The following is a 16,061-nucleotide window of genomic DNA, read 5'->3' as shown; positions in this document are numbered from 1 at the left end:
CGCTCCCACAGGGGTTTTGCATTCCTTCAGGGCAATCCGCGCGGTTTATTACACCGCAGCGTTGTAGAACTGCTCGCTACTCTTCTGCTCCACCAGTGCCTGCTCGATCGCCGCCTGATGAACCTCATCGGAATGCTCCTCACGAGCCTCAGGCTGGATACCGAGGCGCGCGAACAGCTGCATGTCCTTGTCCGCCTGCGGGTTGGCGGTGGTGAGCAATTTGTCGCCGTAGAAAATCGAGTTGGCGCCAGCGAAAAATGCCAGGGCCTGCATCTGCTCGTTCATCGCTTCGCGACCGGCGGACAGGCGCACGTGGGATTGCGGCATGAGGATGCGCGCCACGGCGAGCATGCGGATGAAGTCGAACGGGTCGATGTCTTCGGCGTTTTCCAGCGGCGTGCCGGCGACTTTTACCAGCATGTTGATCGGCACCGATTCCGGGTGCTCCGGCAGGTTGGCCAACTGGATCAGCAGATTGGCGCGATCGTCCAGCGATTCGCCCATGCCGAGGATGCCGCCGGAGCAGATTTTCATCCCCGACTCACGCACGTAGGCCAGCGTCTGCAGACGTTCGCTGTAAGTGCGGGTGGTGATGATGCTGCCGTAGAACTCTGGCGAAGTGTCGAGGTTGTGGTTGTAGTAATCGAGACCGGCCCTGGCCAGCGCTTCGGTCTGCTCCTGATCGAGGCGGCCGAGGGTCATGCAGGTTTCCAGGCCCAAGGCTTTCACCCCTTCAACCATCTTCAACACATAGGGCATGTCTTTGGCCGATGGATGTTTCCACGCTGCGCCCATGCAGAATCGCGTCGAACCGATGGCTTTGGCGCGGGCCGCCTCTTCGAGGACTTTCTGCACTTCCATCAGTTTTTCTTTTTCCAGACCGGTGTTGTAGTGCCCGGACTGCGGGCAGTACTTGCAGTCTTCCGGGCAGGCGCCGGTCTTGATCGACAGCAGTGTCGAGACCTGCACGCGGTTGGCGTTGAAATGCGCGCGGTGCACCGTTTGCGCCTGGAACAGCAAGTCGTTGAATGGCTGTACGAAGAGTGCTTTGACTTCGGCCAGAGACCAATCGTGACGCAGGGTGGCAGTGGTGCTCGCGCTCATGGGCAATTCCTTGGTTATGCTTGGCTGGCGCCGGGGAAAATGGAATATCCACAGGCGCTACACGGATGTTCGGCATATTTAAGGAAGAGCGATGCGCTGTCAACCGCAATACCGAGGACAGGTTTACATCTGTTTAAAAAACATACAGACCTGTTTGCTATGCGATGAGCCCGCAGAAGCACAAATGCCAATGTGCGAGGCCTGCGAAACCGAATTGCCCTGGCTCGGCAGCCATTGTCAGAGCTGCGCTTTGCCGCTGGCGGCGGATGGCCTGACTTGCGGCGAGTGCCTGCTAGAGCCTCCGGCCTTCGAGCAGGTCGCCGTGCCCTGGGTTTATGGCTTCCCCGTGGACAGTCTGATTACACGCTTTAAACACAACGCAAAAAGGCCGTTTGGTCACCTGCTCGCCGACGTTCTCGGCCAATACCTGCAGCATCGCTTCGCCGAGGACTTGCCGCGACCCGATGTGTTGCTACCGGTGCCGTTGGCGAATAAACGACTGCGTCGGCGAGGATTCAATCAGGCGGCGATGCTCGCGCGCTGGTTGAGCGTGTCGCTGGATTTGCCGTGTGAAGAACAGGTGCTGCGGCGAGTCATGGACACCGACGCCCAACAGGATCTCGACGCCAAGGCGCGCAAACGCAATTTGCGCAATGCCTTTGCGCTGGCGCCTGATGCAGAGGTAAGCGGCCGCCATTTCGCGCTGGTGGATGATGTTCTGACCACGGGCGCGACCGCTCAAGCGCTGGCGCGGTTGTTGATGAATGCAGGTGCGGCGCGGGTTGATGTGTATTGCCTGGCCCGGACGCCGAAGCCCGGTACCTGAAGCGAATACAGATCTCCTGTGGGAGCGAGCCTGCTCGCGAATCGGTGTCACATTCAACAAAGATGTTGTTGGTCAGACCGCTTTCGCGAGCAGGCTCGCTCCCACAGGGGGCTTTGCGTCAGGCTTGACTCATGCGTTGCAAGTGGCCAACGTCCCTCTCATCGCCCGAGCCAGAAGCGTTCTGCCATGTCCCTGCCCACCCTGCTCTCCCAACACATCGTCCGCCGTCCGCAGCGCATTGCCCTGCTGCAACACATCGCCGAGCAGGGCTCGATCACCCGTGCGGCGAAAAGCGCGGGGCTCAGTTACAAGGCGGCATGGGATGCGATCGATGAGTTGAACAACCTGGCGCAGAAACCCTTGGTCGAGCGCGTGGTGGGCGGCAAGGGTGGCGGAGGCGCCAGACTGTCCAGCGAGGGCGAGCGAGTGCTGCGCCTGTATCAGAAATTGCAGGCATTGCAGGCGCAGGTGCTGGAAGCGGCGGAAGACGCCAGTGATCTCGACCTGCTCGGGCGGCTGATGCTCAGGACCAGCGCGCGCAATCAGCTGCATGGCACGGTCGCGGCGATTCAGGCGCAGGGGCGCAATGATCTGATCCACCTCGAACTGGCCGAAGGCATTGCTCTGGAGGCACAGATCACCCACGACAGCACCGTGCATCTGGAATTGCAGGTCGGTACCGAAGTGATGGCGCTGATCAAGGCTGGCTGGCTTGAGTTGCTCGGCTCCGATCAGCCGGCCACGCCCGGACACAATGTCCTGCGCGGCACCATCGAAGCCATCCTCGATGCCGAGGACGGTCCCAGCGAGGTGCGCATTTCCCTGCCCAACGGCCAGACACTTTGCGCCTTGGCCGAACCGCTGCACTTGCGCAACCAGCAACTCGCCGTGGGGTCTGCGGTGCAGGTGCAATGCGCGCCGTCCAACGTGCTGATCGGCACGCCGCTCTGATTTGTCTTGCCACAAAAGCGTCATCGACCCGCATTAAGGTGTTGCCCATAACCAAGCAGGGAGCCTGATGTGAGCCTATTAGAAGAAAACCAATCCACTGATCTGGAAAAAATGGTCGGCCTCAGCCGTCGCGGTTTCATCAGCGCCGGTGCCTTGTGCGGCGCGGCGATGTTCCTCGGCGGCAACCTGTTGAGCCGCAGCGTCATGGCCGCCAGCGTCAGCGCCGGCAACAGCCGCCTGCTCGGTTTCGAGAGCATTCCGGCGGCGACCACCGACGCCATCAGCCTGCCCAAGGGCTACAAGTCTTCGGTGCTGATCAGTTGGGGCCAGCCGTTGCACAAGAACGGCCCGGCCTTCGATCCGAGCGGTAACGGCACCGCTGCCGCACAGGAAGTGCAGTTCGGCGACAACAATGACGGCATGAGCCTGTTCGCCTTCCCGGACGACAAGAACCGCGCGCTGATGGCGATCAACAACGAATACACCAACTATCGCTATCTATATCCGCACGGCGGCATGCCGCAGTCGGCTGAAGACGTGCGCAAGGCATTGGCCTGCGAAGGCGTGTCGGTGATCGAAGTGCAGCGCAAGAACGGCCAGTGGCAATTCGTCCAGGGCTCGCGCTACAACCGCCGCATCCACGGTAACTCGCCGCTGCGCATCAGCGGTCCGGCCCGCGGCCACGACTTGATGAAAACCGCCGCCGACAAGCACGGCAAAAAAGTCCTCGGCACCTTCCAGAACTGCGCCAACGGCAAGACACCGTGGGGCACCTACCTGACCTGCGAAGAAAACTTCACCGACTGCTTCGGCAGCAGCAACGCCCAGCAGCAGTTCAATGCCGCGCAAAAGCGCTATGGCGTTGTCGCCAGCAGCAAGGACATCAACTGGCACCCGCACGACCCGCGCTTCGACATGGCCAAGAACCCCAACGAGCTCAACCGTCACGGCTGGGTGGTCGAGATCGATCCGTTCGATCCGCAATCGACTCCGGTCAAACGCACCGCGCTGGGCCGCTTCAAACATGAAAACGCCGCGCTGGCCGAGACCGACGATGGTCGCGCTGTGGTGTACATGGGCGACGACGAGCGTGGCGAGTTCATTTACAAATTCGTCAGCCGCGACCGCATCAACCATCGCAATCAGAAAGCCAACCGCGACATCCTCGATCACGGCACGTTGTATGTGGCCAAATTCGACGCCGGCGACGGCAACCCTGATCACCCGAAAGGCCAGGGCCAGTGGATCGAACTGACCCACGGCAAGAACGGCATCGACGCCAGCAGCGGGTTTGCCGATCAGGCCGAAGTGCTGATTCACGCGCGCCTTGCCGCCAGCGTCGTTGGCGCAACACGCATGGACCGCCCGGAGTGGATCGTCGTCAGTCCCAAGGACGGCCAGGTTTATTGCACCCTGACCAACAACGCCAAGCGCGGTGAAGACGGGCAACCGGTGGGCGGTCCAAACCCGCGCGAGAAGAACGTTTACGGGCAGATTCTGCGCTGGCGTACCGACCGCAACGATCACGCCTCGAAGACGTTTGCCTGGGATCTGTTTGTGGTCGCGGGCAACCCGGGCGTGCATGCCGGGACGCCGAAGGGTGGTTCATCCAACATCACCCCGCAGAACATGTTCAACAGCCCCGACGGTCTGGGTTTCGACAAGGCCGGACGCCTGTGGATTCTCACCGACGGCGACTCGAGCAACGCTGGCGACTTCGCCGGGATGGGCAACAACCAGATGCTCTGCGCCGATCCTGCGACCGGTGAGATTCGCCGTTTCATGGTCGGGCCGGTGGGTTGCGAAGTGACCGGGATCAGCTTCTCGCCGGATCAGAAAACCCTGTTTGTCGGGATTCAGCATCCCGGCGAGAACGGCGGTTCGACCTTCCCCGAGCATCTGCCCAATGGCAAGCCAAGGTCTTCGGTGATGGCGATTACTCGCGAGGATGGTGGGATCGTCGGCGCCTGATAATCCCTCATCGCTGGCAAGCAAGCTCCCACAGGTTTTGCGCAAGATCTGTGGGAGCTGGCTTGCCAGCGATGGCATCAGCAAGGACACCAACCACCTCCCCCGCTGCCATCTGCGCTACCATGCCGAGCCGGACGCAGCAGCCTGCTGCGCGCAGGAGTCAGCATGGCCCACCCGTTTGAAACCCTCACCCCCGATCTCGTCCTGGATGCCGTTGAAAGCATCGGTTTCCTCAGCGACGCGCGCATCCTGGCGCTCAATAGCTACGAAAACCGTGTGTATCAGGTCGGTATCGAAGACTCCGAGCCACTGATTGCCAAGTTCTATCGTCCGCAGCGCTGGACCAACGAGGCCATTCTCGAAGAGCACCAGTTCACCTTCGAACTGGCCGACATCGACATCCCGGTGGTAGCGCCGCTGATCCACAACGGCGAAACCCTGCATGAGCACGCCGGTTTTCGCTTCACCCTGTTCCCGCGCCGGGGCGGGCGCGCGCCGGAGCCGGGCAATCTTGATCAACTGTATCGCCTCGGCCAGTTGCTCGGGCGCATGCATGCGGTGGGCGGCACCAAGCCGTTCGAGCACCGCGAAGCCCTCGCGGTGCAGAACTTCGGCCATGCCTCGCTGAACACCCTGCTCGAAGGCAATTTCATTCCCAAGAGCCTGCTGCCAGCTTACGAGTCGGTTGCCCGCGACCTGCTCAAACGCGTCGAAGATGTCTACGCTGCCACGCCGCACCAGAACATCCGCATGCACGGTGACTGCCACCCCGGCAACATGATGTGCCGCGACGAGATGTTCCACATCGTCGACCTCGACGACTGCCGCATGGGCCCGGCGGTGCAGGACATCTGGATGATGCTTGCCGGCGATCGCCAGGAATGTCTCGGGCAGTTGTCGGAATTGATGGACGGCTACAACGAATTCCATGATTTCGACCCGCGCGAGCTGGCGCTGATCGAACCGTTGCGCGCCTTGCGCCTGATGCACTACAGCGCTTGGCTGGCGCGGCGCTGGGACGACCCGGCATTCCCGCACAGCTTTCCGTGGTTTGGCACGGAGCGGTATTGGGGCGACCAGGTGCTGGCGTTGCGTGAACAGTTGGCGGCATTGAATGAAGAACCGCTGAAACTCTTCTGATTCAAACCTGAACCCTGTGGGAGCGAGCCTGCTCGCGAAGACGTCATTTCAGGCAACATCGATGTTGAATGTCAGACCGCGTTCGCGAGCAGGCTCGCTCCCACAAGATCGCTGTTCACAATTCCAAGAACATTGGTCTACGACATTCGCGGACAAACTTCCTTACAATCCCTCCTTTGTCAGCTGCCTGAGCAAGGATTCTGCATGCAAGCCGCCAACCCGCGTCGCGGGTACATTCTGGGCCTGAGCGCCTACATCATCTGGGGCCTGTTCCCGATCTATTTCAAAGCCATTGCCGAAGTCCCGGCCGTCGAGATCATCATCCACAGGGTACTGTGGTCGGCGCTGTTTGGTGCGTTGCTGCTGATGGTGTGGAAACACCCGGGCTGGCTGCGCGAGTTGCTCGACAATCCCAAGCGCCTGGCGATTCTGGCTCTGAGCGGCACGCTGATCGCGGCCAACTGGCTGACCTACGTGTGGTCGGTGAACAACGGCCGCATGCTCGAGGCAAGTCTGGGTTACTACATCAATCCGCTGGTCAACGTGCTGTTGGGCATGGTGATCCTTGGCGAACGGCTGCGGCGCATGCAGTGGGTGGCGGTCGGGCTGGCTGCCATCGGCGTGGCGCAGCAGGTATGGCAGGTCGGCAGTCTGCCGTGGGTGTCGCTGGCGCTGGCGCTGACCTTCGGTTTCTATGGCCTGATCCGCAAGCAGGCGCCGGTCAAGGCATTGCCGGGACTGGTGGTGGAAACCTGGATGCTGGTGCCGATCGCAATTGCGTGGTTGCTGTTCAATCAGACTGCGACGAGTGTGCAGCCGGCCTTCTGGACCACCTCCGAAGCCTGGTGGCTGGTGGCCGCCGGCCCGGTGACACTGGTGCCGCTGGTGTGTTTCAACGCCGCCACCCGCCACTTGCCCTACACCACCATCGGCTTCCTGCAATACATCGCGCCGACGCTGGTGTTGCTGCAAGCCGTGCTGCTGTTTGGCGAGCATTTGTCGTCCAGCACGCTGGTTGCCTTCATGTTTATCTGGGCCGGTCTGGCGGTCTACAGCGTCGATGCGTGGATAAGTTTGCGCCGGCGCGCCTGATCAAAAAACGCACAAACCTCCGCAGGCCACGGTTCTCGTGGCCTGCATCGTTCCTTCCCAAGCTTATCCACAGCGTGATCCCCGCCGTTTGTGCGCAAGTCACTGAATGTTGACGGTTTTTTGATCAACCTGCGCAAAGCCACGGCCGGCGTGGCGTGGCGGTCTGTCTCTACAGGTTATCCACAGGCAGGTGCACGTTAAACCTGAATAACCCTGTCTGCGCTTAAACCTCTGTGCGTAACACCAGTTCGACCATCAGATCATCGGCCAGGGTTTCCAGGCGCGCCTGCAGAACATCGAGCGACAAGGTCAGTGGCACCGCGAGAATTGCCTCGGCGTGAAACAGCGGCTCGCTACTCATTGGCGCCGGGCGCACTTCAGTTACCAGTCGCTCCAGGTTTACGCCCTGCTCGCTCAAGAGCCGAGTGATATCGCGGACGATACCCGGTCGGTCGTTGCCGACCAGTTCCATAGCGATCGGTTTCCACGTGCAGGACTGCTCCACTCCGCTTTCGGCAATCAGTACCCGAATGCCATGGGCCGACAGCGCTTGCAGGGCATCGACCAGTTCGTCGTAAGCCTCCGCCGGCACACCCACGCGCAGAATCCCGGCGAACTGCCCGGCCATGCGTGACATGCGGCTTTCCAGCCAGTTGCCGCCGTGCTCGGCAATGCATTGGGCGATGCGCTCGACCTGCCCGGGCTTGTCCGGAGCGAAAACGGTGAGTACGAGATGGTCCATGGCGCAGCCCTCTTGTCATGACTTTTGTTATCGAAGGGCAAGTATAGGCAAGCGGAGTGATTCAGCCTGACCCAGTGCTGGCAGATGATGACCTGTGGCGAGGGGATTTGTCCCCGTCCGGCTGCGCAGCAGTCGTGAGTCCTGCCAATTGGGTCTGCCAGCCGGACCGCAGGGGGCGGCTTCGCCACCCAACGGGGATAAATCCCCTCGCCACAAATCGTTACACCCGAATTGCTCCTTAGCAGGCCCACAGTAATTATGTGTACAACTTTCGATATTTAACTGGAACAATCCAATACTTTTTTGAGAACATCCCGTTCCGCGACGTGACCGCAATGCGTCATGAGGTCGCAGAACGACGTAATTAGTCTGATTTTCACAAGCGCAACTCATCATGTAGTATGCCGCAGCGCGCACTACATAACGCTGGATCGATGTCTGCCCAAGGCCCTTCGCAACCCTGAAAGCCCCGTCAGCAAGGCCTCCAAGCCGTTGATTGGTCCTAGCCCAGCCGCCAGCAATGGCATGTACTGGTCCGCAGGTTTGTGGTTTAAATGGCCAGAAGCTTCATTGTTAAATTGACGAGCTGAAAAGCGAAATAGCTGAGCAGAGTGAGGCAAGCAATGACTGAACACGTTCAAGTCGGTGGCCTGCAGGTCGCCAAAGTCCTGTTCGACTTCGTGAACAACGAAGCCATTCCCGGTACCGGCCTCACCGCCGAACAATTCTGGGAAGGTGCCGACAAGGTCATTCACGACCTGGCGCCGAAGAACAAAGCCCTACTCGCCAAACGCGATGACTTCCAGGCGCGCATCGATGCCTGGCATCAGCAGCATGCCGGCCAGGCGCACGATGCCGTGGCCTACAAAGCTTTCCTGCAAGAGATCGGCTATCTGCTGCCAGAAGCGGCTGATTTCCAGGCCACGACGCAAAACGTCGACGATGAAATCGCCCGCACCGCCGGCCCGCAACTGGTCGTGCCGGTGATGAATGCGCGCTTCGCGCTCAACGCCTCGAACGCCCGCTGGGGCTCGCTGTACGACGCCCTCTACGGCACCGACGCGATCAGCGAAGACGGCGGCGCGGAAAAAGGCAAAGGCTACAACAAGGTGCGTGGCGACAAAGTCATCGCTTTCGCCCGTGCTTTCCTCGATGAAGCCGCACCACTGGCCGCCGGCTCCCACGTCGATTCGACCGGCTACAAAATCGCTGACGGCAAACTGGTCGTCACTCTGAAGGGCGGCAGCAACAGCGGCCTGCGCGATGACGCTCAGTTGATCGGCTTCCAGGGCGACGCCAACGCGCCGATCGCGGTGCTGCTCAAGCACAACGGCCTGCACTTCGAAATCCAGATCGACGCCAGCACCCCGGTCGGCCAGACCGACGCCGCCGGCGTCAAAGACATCCTCATGGAAGCGGCGCTGACCACGATCATGGACTGCGAAGACTCCGTGGCCGCCGTTGATGCCGACGACAAAGTGGTGATCTACCGCAACTGGCTCGGCCTGATGAAGGGCGACCTCGCGGAATCCGTGTCCAAGGGCGGCCAGACCTTTACCCGCACCATGAACCCGGATCGCACCTACACCGCGCCCAATGGCGGAGAAGTGACCCTGCACGGTCGTTCGCTGTTGTTCGTGCGCAACGTCGGCCATCTGATGACCATTGATGCGATCCTCGACAGCCAAGGCAACGAAGTGCCGGAAGGCATTCTCGACGGTCTGGTGACTTGCCTGGCAGCAATGCACAACCTCAACGGCAACACCTCGCGGCGCAATACCCGCACCGGTTCGGTGTACATCGTCAAACCGAAAATGCACGGCCCGGAAGAAGCGGCGTTCACCAACGAGCTGTTCGGGCGCATCGAAGACGTCCTGCGCCTGCCGCGCAACACCCTGAAAGTCGGGATCATGGACGAGGAGCGCCGCACCACGGTCAACCTCAAGGCTTGCATCAAGGCGGCCAGCGAGCGTGTGGTGTTCATCAACACCGGTTTCCTCGACCGCACAGGCGACGAAATCCACACCTCCATGGAAGCCGGCCCTGTCGTGCGCAAGGCGGACATGAAGACCGAGAAGTGGATCGGCGCCTACGAGAACTGGAACGTCGATATCGGTCTGAGCACTGGCCTGCAAGGTCGTGCGCAAATCGGTAAAGGCATGTGGGCGATGCCGGACCTCATGGCCGCGATGCTTGAGCAGAAAATCGCTCACCCGCTGGCCGGCGCCAACACTGCCTGGGTGCCATCGCCGACTGCCGCTGCGCTGCACGCGCTGCACTACCACAAGGTTGACGTGTTTGCGCGTCAGGCCGAACTGGCCAAACGTGCGCGCGCCTCGGTGGATGACATCCTGACCATTCCACTGGCAGTGAACCCAAGCTGGACGCCAGAGCAGATCAAGAACGAACTGGACAACAACGCCCAGGGCATTCTCGGTTACGTGGTGCGCTGGATCGACCAGGGTGTCGGTTGCTCGAAAGTGCCGGACATCAACGACGTCGGCCTGATGGAAGACCGTGCGACGCTGCGTATCTCCAGCCAGCACATCGCCAACTGGCTGCGCCACGGTATCGTCAGCCAAGAGCAAGTGATGGAAAGCCTCAAGCGCATGGCGCCGGTGGTTGACCGCCAGAACGCCAACGACCCGCTGTATCGCCCGCTGGCACCGGACTTCGACAGCAACATCGCCTTCCAGGCGGCGGTCGAACTGGTCATCGAAGGCACCAAGCAACCGAACGGCTACACCGAGCCGGTGCTGCACCGTCGTCGTCGCGAGTTCAAGGCCAAGAATGGTCTGTAATTTTCGCTGACGCTGGAAATGAAAAGGCCCTGATCGAGAGATCAGGGCCTTTTTGTTTGTGAGGTGGACTGAATTCTTTGATCGTTCCCACGCTCTGCGTGGGAATGCAGCCCGGGACGCTCCGCGTCCCACAACTGCGGACGCGGAGCGTCCATTGATGCATTCCCACGCAGAGCGTGGGAACGATCATCTGCTGGGCGGCGAAATATGTCTTAGGGTTCTATGCCCAATTCGTGTTTCACCAGCTCAAGCAGCTTCCCCGTATCAATCGGCTTGAGCAGAAAATCCACCACGCTCAAATGCATCGCTTCGATCGCGTCTTTCACGTCGGCATCGCCGGAGACGATGATGATCGGCATCGCTGCCCGTACCGATTCACGCACCTGGCGAATCAGCTCGAGGCCGTCGACATTGCCCATACGCAGGTCGGTAATGACCAGGCCGATCGAAGGCTTTTCATCGAGCATTTTCAGCGCGGTTTCACCGCTGGCTGCGGTCATGCAGCGAATGCCGTCCAGCGCGAGAATCTCCGACAACAACTCGCGGGCGTCCTTGTCGTCGTCGACGATCAGGACACGCTGCGGCGGCAGATCAGGTTCGAGCATCACTGCGCTGAGCGCTTCCCGCTCGGCGTCGCTCAAAATATCGTGGTCGGACATGGCGCTCTCTAAATGTTCAAACAATCCCTGGCAAGTCGTCAGACATCACCGGACAGCGCTTCAATGTGCACTTCGTCGGAATTTTTTCCAAGTGGCTAGCGCAAGCTTTTCCGAGCTTTTGCGTAGGTTATTTCCGAAAATCGGCCAATGGTGGCAAAACCTAGACTTACGTCCAATGGGCACCCTGCCCGCCGGGGTCGACCATGGTCGCAACGATCCGACAACAACAATTCGAAAAAGACTGCGGTAATGGTTATGAGCAAAGCGGACGCCTTCACCCAGGCAGGGAAAACCGCGGTGTTGCAGAACATTCAGGGCACCCTGCAATTCCTCCAGCGCTTCCCGCCCTTCAATCAGATGGAACATGCCCACCTCGCCTATCTGGTGGAGCAATGTCAGCTGCGTTTTTTCGCCCAGGGCGAGAGCATCATCAAACCCGCCGACGGCCCGGTGGAACACTTTCATATCGTCAAACAGGGTCGGGTGGTCGGCGAACGCCAGCACATCACCAAGCCCGGCACCGAGACCACCTTCGAAATCACCACCGGCGAATGCTTTCCGCTGGCCGCGCTGCTCGGTGAACGCGCCACGCGCACCGAACATCTGGCGGGCGAAGACACCTTCTGCCTGCAACTGAACAAACTGGCGTTCATCAAACTGTTCGCCCTCTCCAGCGCCTTCCGCGACTTCGCCTTGCGTGGGGTGAGCAGCCTGCTCGATCAGGTCAACCAGCAAGTCCAGCAAAAAGCCGTGGAGACCCTCGGCACTCAATACTCGCTGAACACCCGTCTCGGTGAACTTGCGATGCGCCATCCGGTGACTTGCAGCGCCGAGACGCCGCTGCGTGAAGCGGTGAAGCTGATGCACGAGCAACAGGTCGGCAGCATCGTCGCGGTGGATGAGCACAAGGCGCCGCTGGGGATTTTCACCCTGCGCGATTTGCGCCATGTGGTCGCCGAAGGTGTCGGTGATTTCAGCGACGCCATCGAACAGCACATGACTCGATCACCGTTTTATCTGTCGCCGGATCACAGCGCATTCGATGCGGCGATCGCCATGACCGAGCGGCACATTGCTCACGTCTGCCTGGTCAAGGATCAACGCCTGTGTGGCGTGGTGTCCGAGCGTGACCTGTTCTCCCTGCAACGGGTCGATCTGGTGCACCTGGCCCGGACCATCCGCAGCGCGCAACGGGTCGAACAACTGGTGACCTTGCGCGGCGAGATCGGCCAACTGGTCGAGCGCATGCTCGCCCACGGCGCGTCGTCGACGCAGATCACTCACATCATCACCCTGCTCAACGATCACACGGTGTGTCGGGTGATCGAACTGACCCTCGCCGAAAAGGGCGACCCGGGCGTGCCGTTCAGCTGGCTGTGTTTCGGCAGCGAGGGTCGGCGCGAGCAGACGCTGCACACCGACCAGGACAACGGCATCCTGTTCGATGCCCGCGATGCCGCGCACGCAGCAGAGATTCGCGGCAAGCTGCTGCCGATTGCCCAGCAGATCAACCAGAGCCTGGCGCAGTGCGGCTTTACCCTGTGCAAGGGCAACATCATGGCCGGCAATCCCGAGCTGTGTCTGTCGCGGGCCGAATGGGCGCGACGCTTCGCCGCGTTCATCCGCGAAGCCACGCCGGAGAACCTGCTGGGTTCGAGCATTTATTTCGACCTGCGCGTGGTCTGGGGCGATGAACAAGGCTGCGAGCAATTGCGCCGGGGCATCCTCGATCAAGTCGCTGACAACCGTTTGTTCCAGCGCATGCTGGCCGAAAATGTCCTGCGCAATCGCCCTCCCGTGGGGCGCTTCCGTGAGTTCGTGCTGGCCCGCAAGAACGGCGAGAAGGCCACGCTGGATCTGAAGATCCAGGGCCTGACGCCGTTCGTCGACGGTGCCCGTCTGCTGGCGCTGGCCAACGGCATTGACGCCAACAACACCCTAGAACGCTTTCGCCAACTGGTCGATAAAGAGGTCATCGAGCCGCTCGACGGCGCGGCGTATGAAGAGGCCTATCACTTCATTCAACAAACGCGGATGCAGCAGCATCAGTTGCAGACCCGGGAGAACCAGCCGTACTCCAACCGCGTCGATCCCGACAGCCTCAATCATCTCGACCGGCGCATCCTGCGCGAATCCCTGCGCCAGGCGCAGCGCCTGCAAAGCAGCCTGACCTTGCGGTATCAGCTATGAGCCTGTTCTCCTGGCTACGCCCGGCCAGCCCCGTGGTGTCGGCGGATTTGCAGCAGCGGCTGGCGAAGCTGCCGGCGCTTGCCGGACTGAGCGAATGCAGCCTGCGCGAGCAGCGCTGGGTGGTGCTGGACCTGGAAACCACCGGCCTGAATATGAGCAAGGATCGGGTCCTGTCGGTCGGCGCGGTGGTGATCGAAGACGGCGCGATCGATTTCAGCCAGCAGTTCGAGCGCACGCTGCAATGTCGCGAGCTGAAGCTCAGCCCCAGCGTACTGATTCATGGCTTGGGGCCGAATGCGATTGCCGCAGGCAGCGACCCGGCGCAAGCGTTGCTGGAGTTGCTGGAGTTCATCGGCGACAGCCCGGTGCTGGCGTTTCATGCGCCGTTCGATCAGCACATGCTCGGGCGCGCAGTGAAAGAACAGCTGGGGCATAAGCTGCAGCATGTGTTTCTGGATGTGGCGGACATCGCGCCGTTGTTATGTCCGCAGGCGCAGATTCGCGAGGCCGGGCTGGATGAGTGGATCGAATGGTTCCGGCTTGAAGTGTTCGAGCGGCATAACGCGAGTGCCGATGCGCTGGCCACGGCGGAGTTGGCATTGATTCTGTTCAGCCGGGCGCGGGCGCAGCAGATTTACAGTCCGTTGCAGTTGCAGCAGCGGTTGAGCCAGTGGAAGCGGCGGCAGCAAACTCACTCTTTCTAGCACTACCCCTGTAGGAGCTGCCGCAGGCTGCGATCTTTTGATTTTATAAACAGCAAGATCAAAAGATCGCAGCCTTCGGCAGCTCCCACAGAGGCATGCAGCCCTATCACCTGACCAGTGGCCAATTGCTAACCATTCCCACCTCTGCCAGAATCGCGAACTATTCTCGTTAGTTAACATTTCCCAATCGGTGATGTCCGGTGTCGTCAGTGCCCAACCCCCACAGTGAGCTCGTCGGTGCGATGTATCGCGACCATCGCGGTTGGCTGCTGGCGTGGTTGCGGCGCAATGTGGCGTGTCCGCAGCGCGCCGAGGACCTGAGCCAGGACACGTTCGTGCGCTTGCTCAACCGCGACGAATTGCTGACGCCGCGCGAACCTCGGGCGTTTCTGGTGGCGATCGCCAAAGGCCTGTTGTTCGACTACTTCCGCCGCGCCGCGCTGGAACAGGCCTACCTCACCGAACTGATGCTGATCCCCGAAGACGAACAACCGTCGGTGGAAGAACAGCAAATGATCCTCGACGACCTCAAGGCCATCGACCGTCTGCTCGGCAAGCTGTCGACCAAGGCGCGCGCGGCCTTCCTGTATAACCGCCTCGACGGCCTCAGCCACGCCGAGATCGCCGGCAAACTCGGCGTCTCGGTGCCGCGCGTGCGGCAGTATCTGGCCCAAGGCCTGCGCCAGTGCTACATCGCCCTGTACGGTGAGCCGACATGACCGCAGCCAGTTCGCGCCCGGTGCCGGCGCATGTGCTGGACGCGGCGATTGCCTGGCAATTGACCCTCGATTCGAGCACCGCACTGGAACGCGAGGAATTCGCCAAGTGGCATGCGGCCCATGAAGAACACGCCCGCGCGTGGCGCCAGTTGGGCATGCTCGATCAGCGCTTCAGTGTCGCCAAAGGCCCGGCCCGCAATGCGTTGCTGCAATCGCGCGAAGGCATTCGACGCCGCGTGCGCAAACTCGGCAGTGGGCTGGCCAGTGTCGTGGTGATCATCGGGCTCGGGCTGTTTGTCAGTGAGCGCTACCTGCCGCTGGACTACTGGCTCGCCGATCAGCGCACCGCCACCGGCGAACAGCGCACCGTGCGCCTGTCCGACGGCACTCTGCTCAACCTCAATACCCACAGCGCGGTCGACGTACGCTTCGATGACGAGCGCCGCTTGATCGTGTTGCAGGAAGGCGAAATTCTCGTCGAGACCGGGCATGGCGACGCGCGGCCGTTTATCGTCGAAACCCGCGAAGGCAGCATGCGTGCGCTGGGCACGCGGTTTCTGGTCAAGCGCGAGCACGACGGCACGCGACTGAGCGTGTTGCAGTCAGCGGTGGCGGCCCATGCCCAGGCCAACCCGCAAGAACAGATTCTGCGCGAAGGCCAGCAGGTGCTGTTGCGCAGTGACGGGTTGGGCTCGATTGCCGCCCTCGCCCCCGGCGCCGATGCCTGGACGCGCGGCATGCTGGTGGTGGACAACGCACGGCTGGGCGATCTGGTGCATGAGCTCGGGCGCTATCGTCGTGGCCATCTGGGCGTGGCGCCGGAAGTGGCCGATCTGCGCATTACCGGCAGCTTTCCGTTGCATGACACCGACAAGGCGCTGAGTGCATTGCTGCCGACCTTGCCGGTGCAGATCGAGCGGCATACGCCGTATTGGGTCACCGTGGCGAAGGCTGATATCAAGCCTGAGTAATGCGTCGGCAGGAAAATCGCCTTCGCGAGCAGGCTCGCTCCCACTTAGGCATGCGATCACCTGTGGGAGCGAGCCTGCTCGCGAAGGCGCCATCAGCCGCACAACCATTTCCTGCCAAAAAGAATTTCCACCCAGCCCTATCACTTTTCCAATCTCGTCCGGCACACAGGCAATTGAGAAATATTTCCATT

Annotated in this window: 13 protein-coding genes; 10 read left to right on the top strand and 3 right to left on the bottom strand. The window is 61.1% G+C overall.

The annotated features are described in order from the left end of the window. Window positions 1–48: 48 nt before the first annotated feature. Complete coding sequence (gene bioB, locus AB4N47_RS25485; RefSeq protein ID WP_130911408.1) at window positions 49–1,104, bottom strand: biotin synthase BioB; 1,056 nt, start codon at window positions 1,102–1,104, stop codon at window positions 49–51. Window positions 1,105–1,195: 91 nt separating this feature from the next. Here bioB and AB4N47_RS25480 point away from each other — a divergent pair, with 91 nt between their 5' ends. The 5 genes from AB4N47_RS25480 (at window position 1,196) to rarD (ending at window position 7,084) form a co-directional block, all read left to right on the top strand. Continuing rightward, window positions 1,196–1,930, top strand: a complete 735-nt coding sequence (locus AB4N47_RS25480; RefSeq protein ID WP_460154375.1) for a double zinc ribbon domain-containing protein — start codon at window positions 1,196–1,198, stop codon at window positions 1,928–1,930. A gap of 186 nt (window positions 1,931–2,116) precedes the next feature. Beyond that, window positions 2,117–2,881 carry a TOBE domain-containing protein gene (locus tag AB4N47_RS25475; protein WP_339100956.1) on the top strand — a complete coding sequence of 255 codons (765 nt, stop codon included), beginning with the start codon at window positions 2,117–2,119 and terminating at the stop codon, window positions 2,879–2,881. A 69-nt stretch (window positions 2,882–2,950) separates the two neighbouring features. After that, window positions 2,951–4,852, top strand: a complete 1,902-nt coding sequence (locus tag AB4N47_RS25470; RefSeq protein WP_341638056.1) for a PhoX family protein — start codon at window positions 2,951–2,953, stop codon at window positions 4,850–4,852. A gap of 165 nt (window positions 4,853–5,017) precedes the next feature. After that, window positions 5,018–5,992 carry a serine/threonine protein kinase gene (locus AB4N47_RS25465; protein ID WP_039757662.1) on the top strand — a complete coding sequence of 325 codons (975 nt, stop codon included), beginning with the start codon at window positions 5,018–5,020 and terminating at the stop codon, window positions 5,990–5,992. A 204-nt stretch (window positions 5,993–6,196) separates the two neighbouring features. Next, window positions 6,197–7,084: an EamA family transporter RarD gene (gene rarD, locus AB4N47_RS25460; protein WP_041476730.1), complete on the top strand. Its 888-nt coding sequence runs from the start codon at window positions 6,197–6,199 to the stop codon at window positions 7,082–7,084. A 223-nt stretch (window positions 7,085–7,307) separates the two neighbouring features. Here the strand turns inward: rarD and AB4N47_RS25455 are convergent, their stop codons facing one another. Then, window positions 7,308–7,826 carry a glycine cleavage system transcriptional repressor gene (locus tag AB4N47_RS25455; protein ID WP_016772854.1) on the bottom strand — a complete coding sequence of 173 codons (519 nt, stop codon included), beginning with the start codon at window positions 7,824–7,826 and terminating at the stop codon, window positions 7,308–7,310. Between the two features lie 623 nt (window positions 7,827–8,449). Between AB4N47_RS25455 and AB4N47_RS25450 the strand changes: the two genes are divergently transcribed. Beyond that, a complete protein-coding gene (locus AB4N47_RS25450) occupies window positions 8,450–10,627 on the top strand; it encodes a malate synthase G (RefSeq protein ID WP_125916566.1) in 2,178 nt (725 codons plus the stop codon). Between the two features lie 212 nt (window positions 10,628–10,839). Here the strand turns inward: AB4N47_RS25450 and AB4N47_RS25445 are convergent, their stop codons facing one another. Continuing rightward, window positions 10,840–11,286 (bottom strand): response regulator, encoded by a 447-nt coding sequence (locus tag AB4N47_RS25445; protein WP_016772851.1) that lies wholly within the window; start codon window positions 11,284–11,286, stop codon window positions 10,840–10,842. Between the two features lie 255 nt (window positions 11,287–11,541). On the opposite strand from AB4N47_RS25445, the gene AB4N47_RS25440 reads away from it, so the two are divergent. The 4 genes from AB4N47_RS25440 (at window position 11,542) to AB4N47_RS25425 (ending at window position 15,870) form a co-directional block, all read left to right on the top strand. Further along, window positions 11,542–13,476: a DUF294 nucleotidyltransferase-like domain-containing protein gene (locus tag AB4N47_RS25440; RefSeq protein WP_460154374.1), complete on the top strand. Its 1,935-nt coding sequence runs from the start codon at window positions 11,542–11,544 to the stop codon at window positions 13,474–13,476. Then, window positions 13,473–14,180: a 3'-5' exonuclease gene (locus AB4N47_RS25435; protein ID WP_341638057.1), complete on the top strand. Its 708-nt coding sequence runs from the start codon at window positions 13,473–13,475 to the stop codon at window positions 14,178–14,180. The genes AB4N47_RS25440 and AB4N47_RS25435 overlap by 4 nt, the downstream gene beginning before the upstream one ends. A gap of 242 nt (window positions 14,181–14,422) precedes the next feature. Beyond that, complete coding sequence (locus AB4N47_RS25430) at window positions 14,423–14,899, top strand: RNA polymerase sigma factor (RefSeq protein ID WP_166554767.1); 477 nt, start codon at window positions 14,423–14,425, stop codon at window positions 14,897–14,899. Further along, window positions 14,896–15,870, top strand: coding sequence for a FecR family protein (locus AB4N47_RS25425; protein WP_341638058.1), 975 nt, complete (start codon window positions 14,896–14,898; stop codon window positions 15,868–15,870). Before AB4N47_RS25430 ends, AB4N47_RS25425 begins: the two co-directional genes overlap by 4 nt. Window positions 15,871–16,061 lie beyond the last annotated feature (191 nt).

It is taken from the genome of Pseudomonas sp. S3_G06, from assembly GCF_054667565.1.
This window is presented reverse-complemented; position numbering and strand designations above follow the sequence as displayed.

Coding starts and splice junctions, on each gene's coding strand:
- bioB (WP_130911408.1), bottom strand. CDS start 1,104: ATGAGCGCGAGCACCACTGCCACCCTGCGTCACGATTGGTCTCTGGCC.
- AB4N47_RS25480 (WP_460154375.1), top strand. CDS start 1,196: ATGCGCTGTCAACCGCAATACCGAGGACAGGTTTACATCTGTTTAAAA.
- AB4N47_RS25475 (WP_339100956.1), top strand. CDS start 2,117: ATGTCCCTGCCCACCCTGCTCTCCCAACACATCGTCCGCCGTCCGCAG.
- AB4N47_RS25465 (WP_039757662.1), top strand. CDS start 5,018: ATGGCCCACCCGTTTGAAACCCTCACCCCCGATCTCGTCCTGGATGCC.
- rarD (WP_041476730.1), top strand. CDS start 6,197: ATGCAAGCCGCCAACCCGCGTCGCGGGTACATTCTGGGCCTGAGCGCC.
- AB4N47_RS25455 (WP_016772854.1), bottom strand. CDS start 7,826: ATGGACCATCTCGTACTCACCGTTTTCGCTCCGGACAAGCCCGGGCAG.
- AB4N47_RS25450 (WP_125916566.1), top strand. CDS start 8,450: ATGACTGAACACGTTCAAGTCGGTGGCCTGCAGGTCGCCAAAGTCCTG.
- AB4N47_RS25445 (WP_016772851.1), bottom strand. CDS start 11,286: ATGTCCGACCACGATATTTTGAGCGACGCCGAGCGGGAAGCGCTCAGC.
- AB4N47_RS25440 (WP_460154374.1), top strand. CDS start 11,542: ATGAGCAAAGCGGACGCCTTCACCCAGGCAGGGAAAACCGCGGTGTTG.
- AB4N47_RS25435 (WP_341638057.1), top strand. CDS start 13,473: ATGAGCCTGTTCTCCTGGCTACGCCCGGCCAGCCCCGTGGTGTCGGCG.
- AB4N47_RS25430 (WP_166554767.1), top strand. CDS start 14,423: ATGTATCGCGACCATCGCGGTTGGCTGCTGGCGTGGTTGCGGCGCAAT.
- AB4N47_RS25425 (WP_341638058.1), top strand. CDS start 14,896: ATGACCGCAGCCAGTTCGCGCCCGGTGCCGGCGCATGTGCTGGACGCG.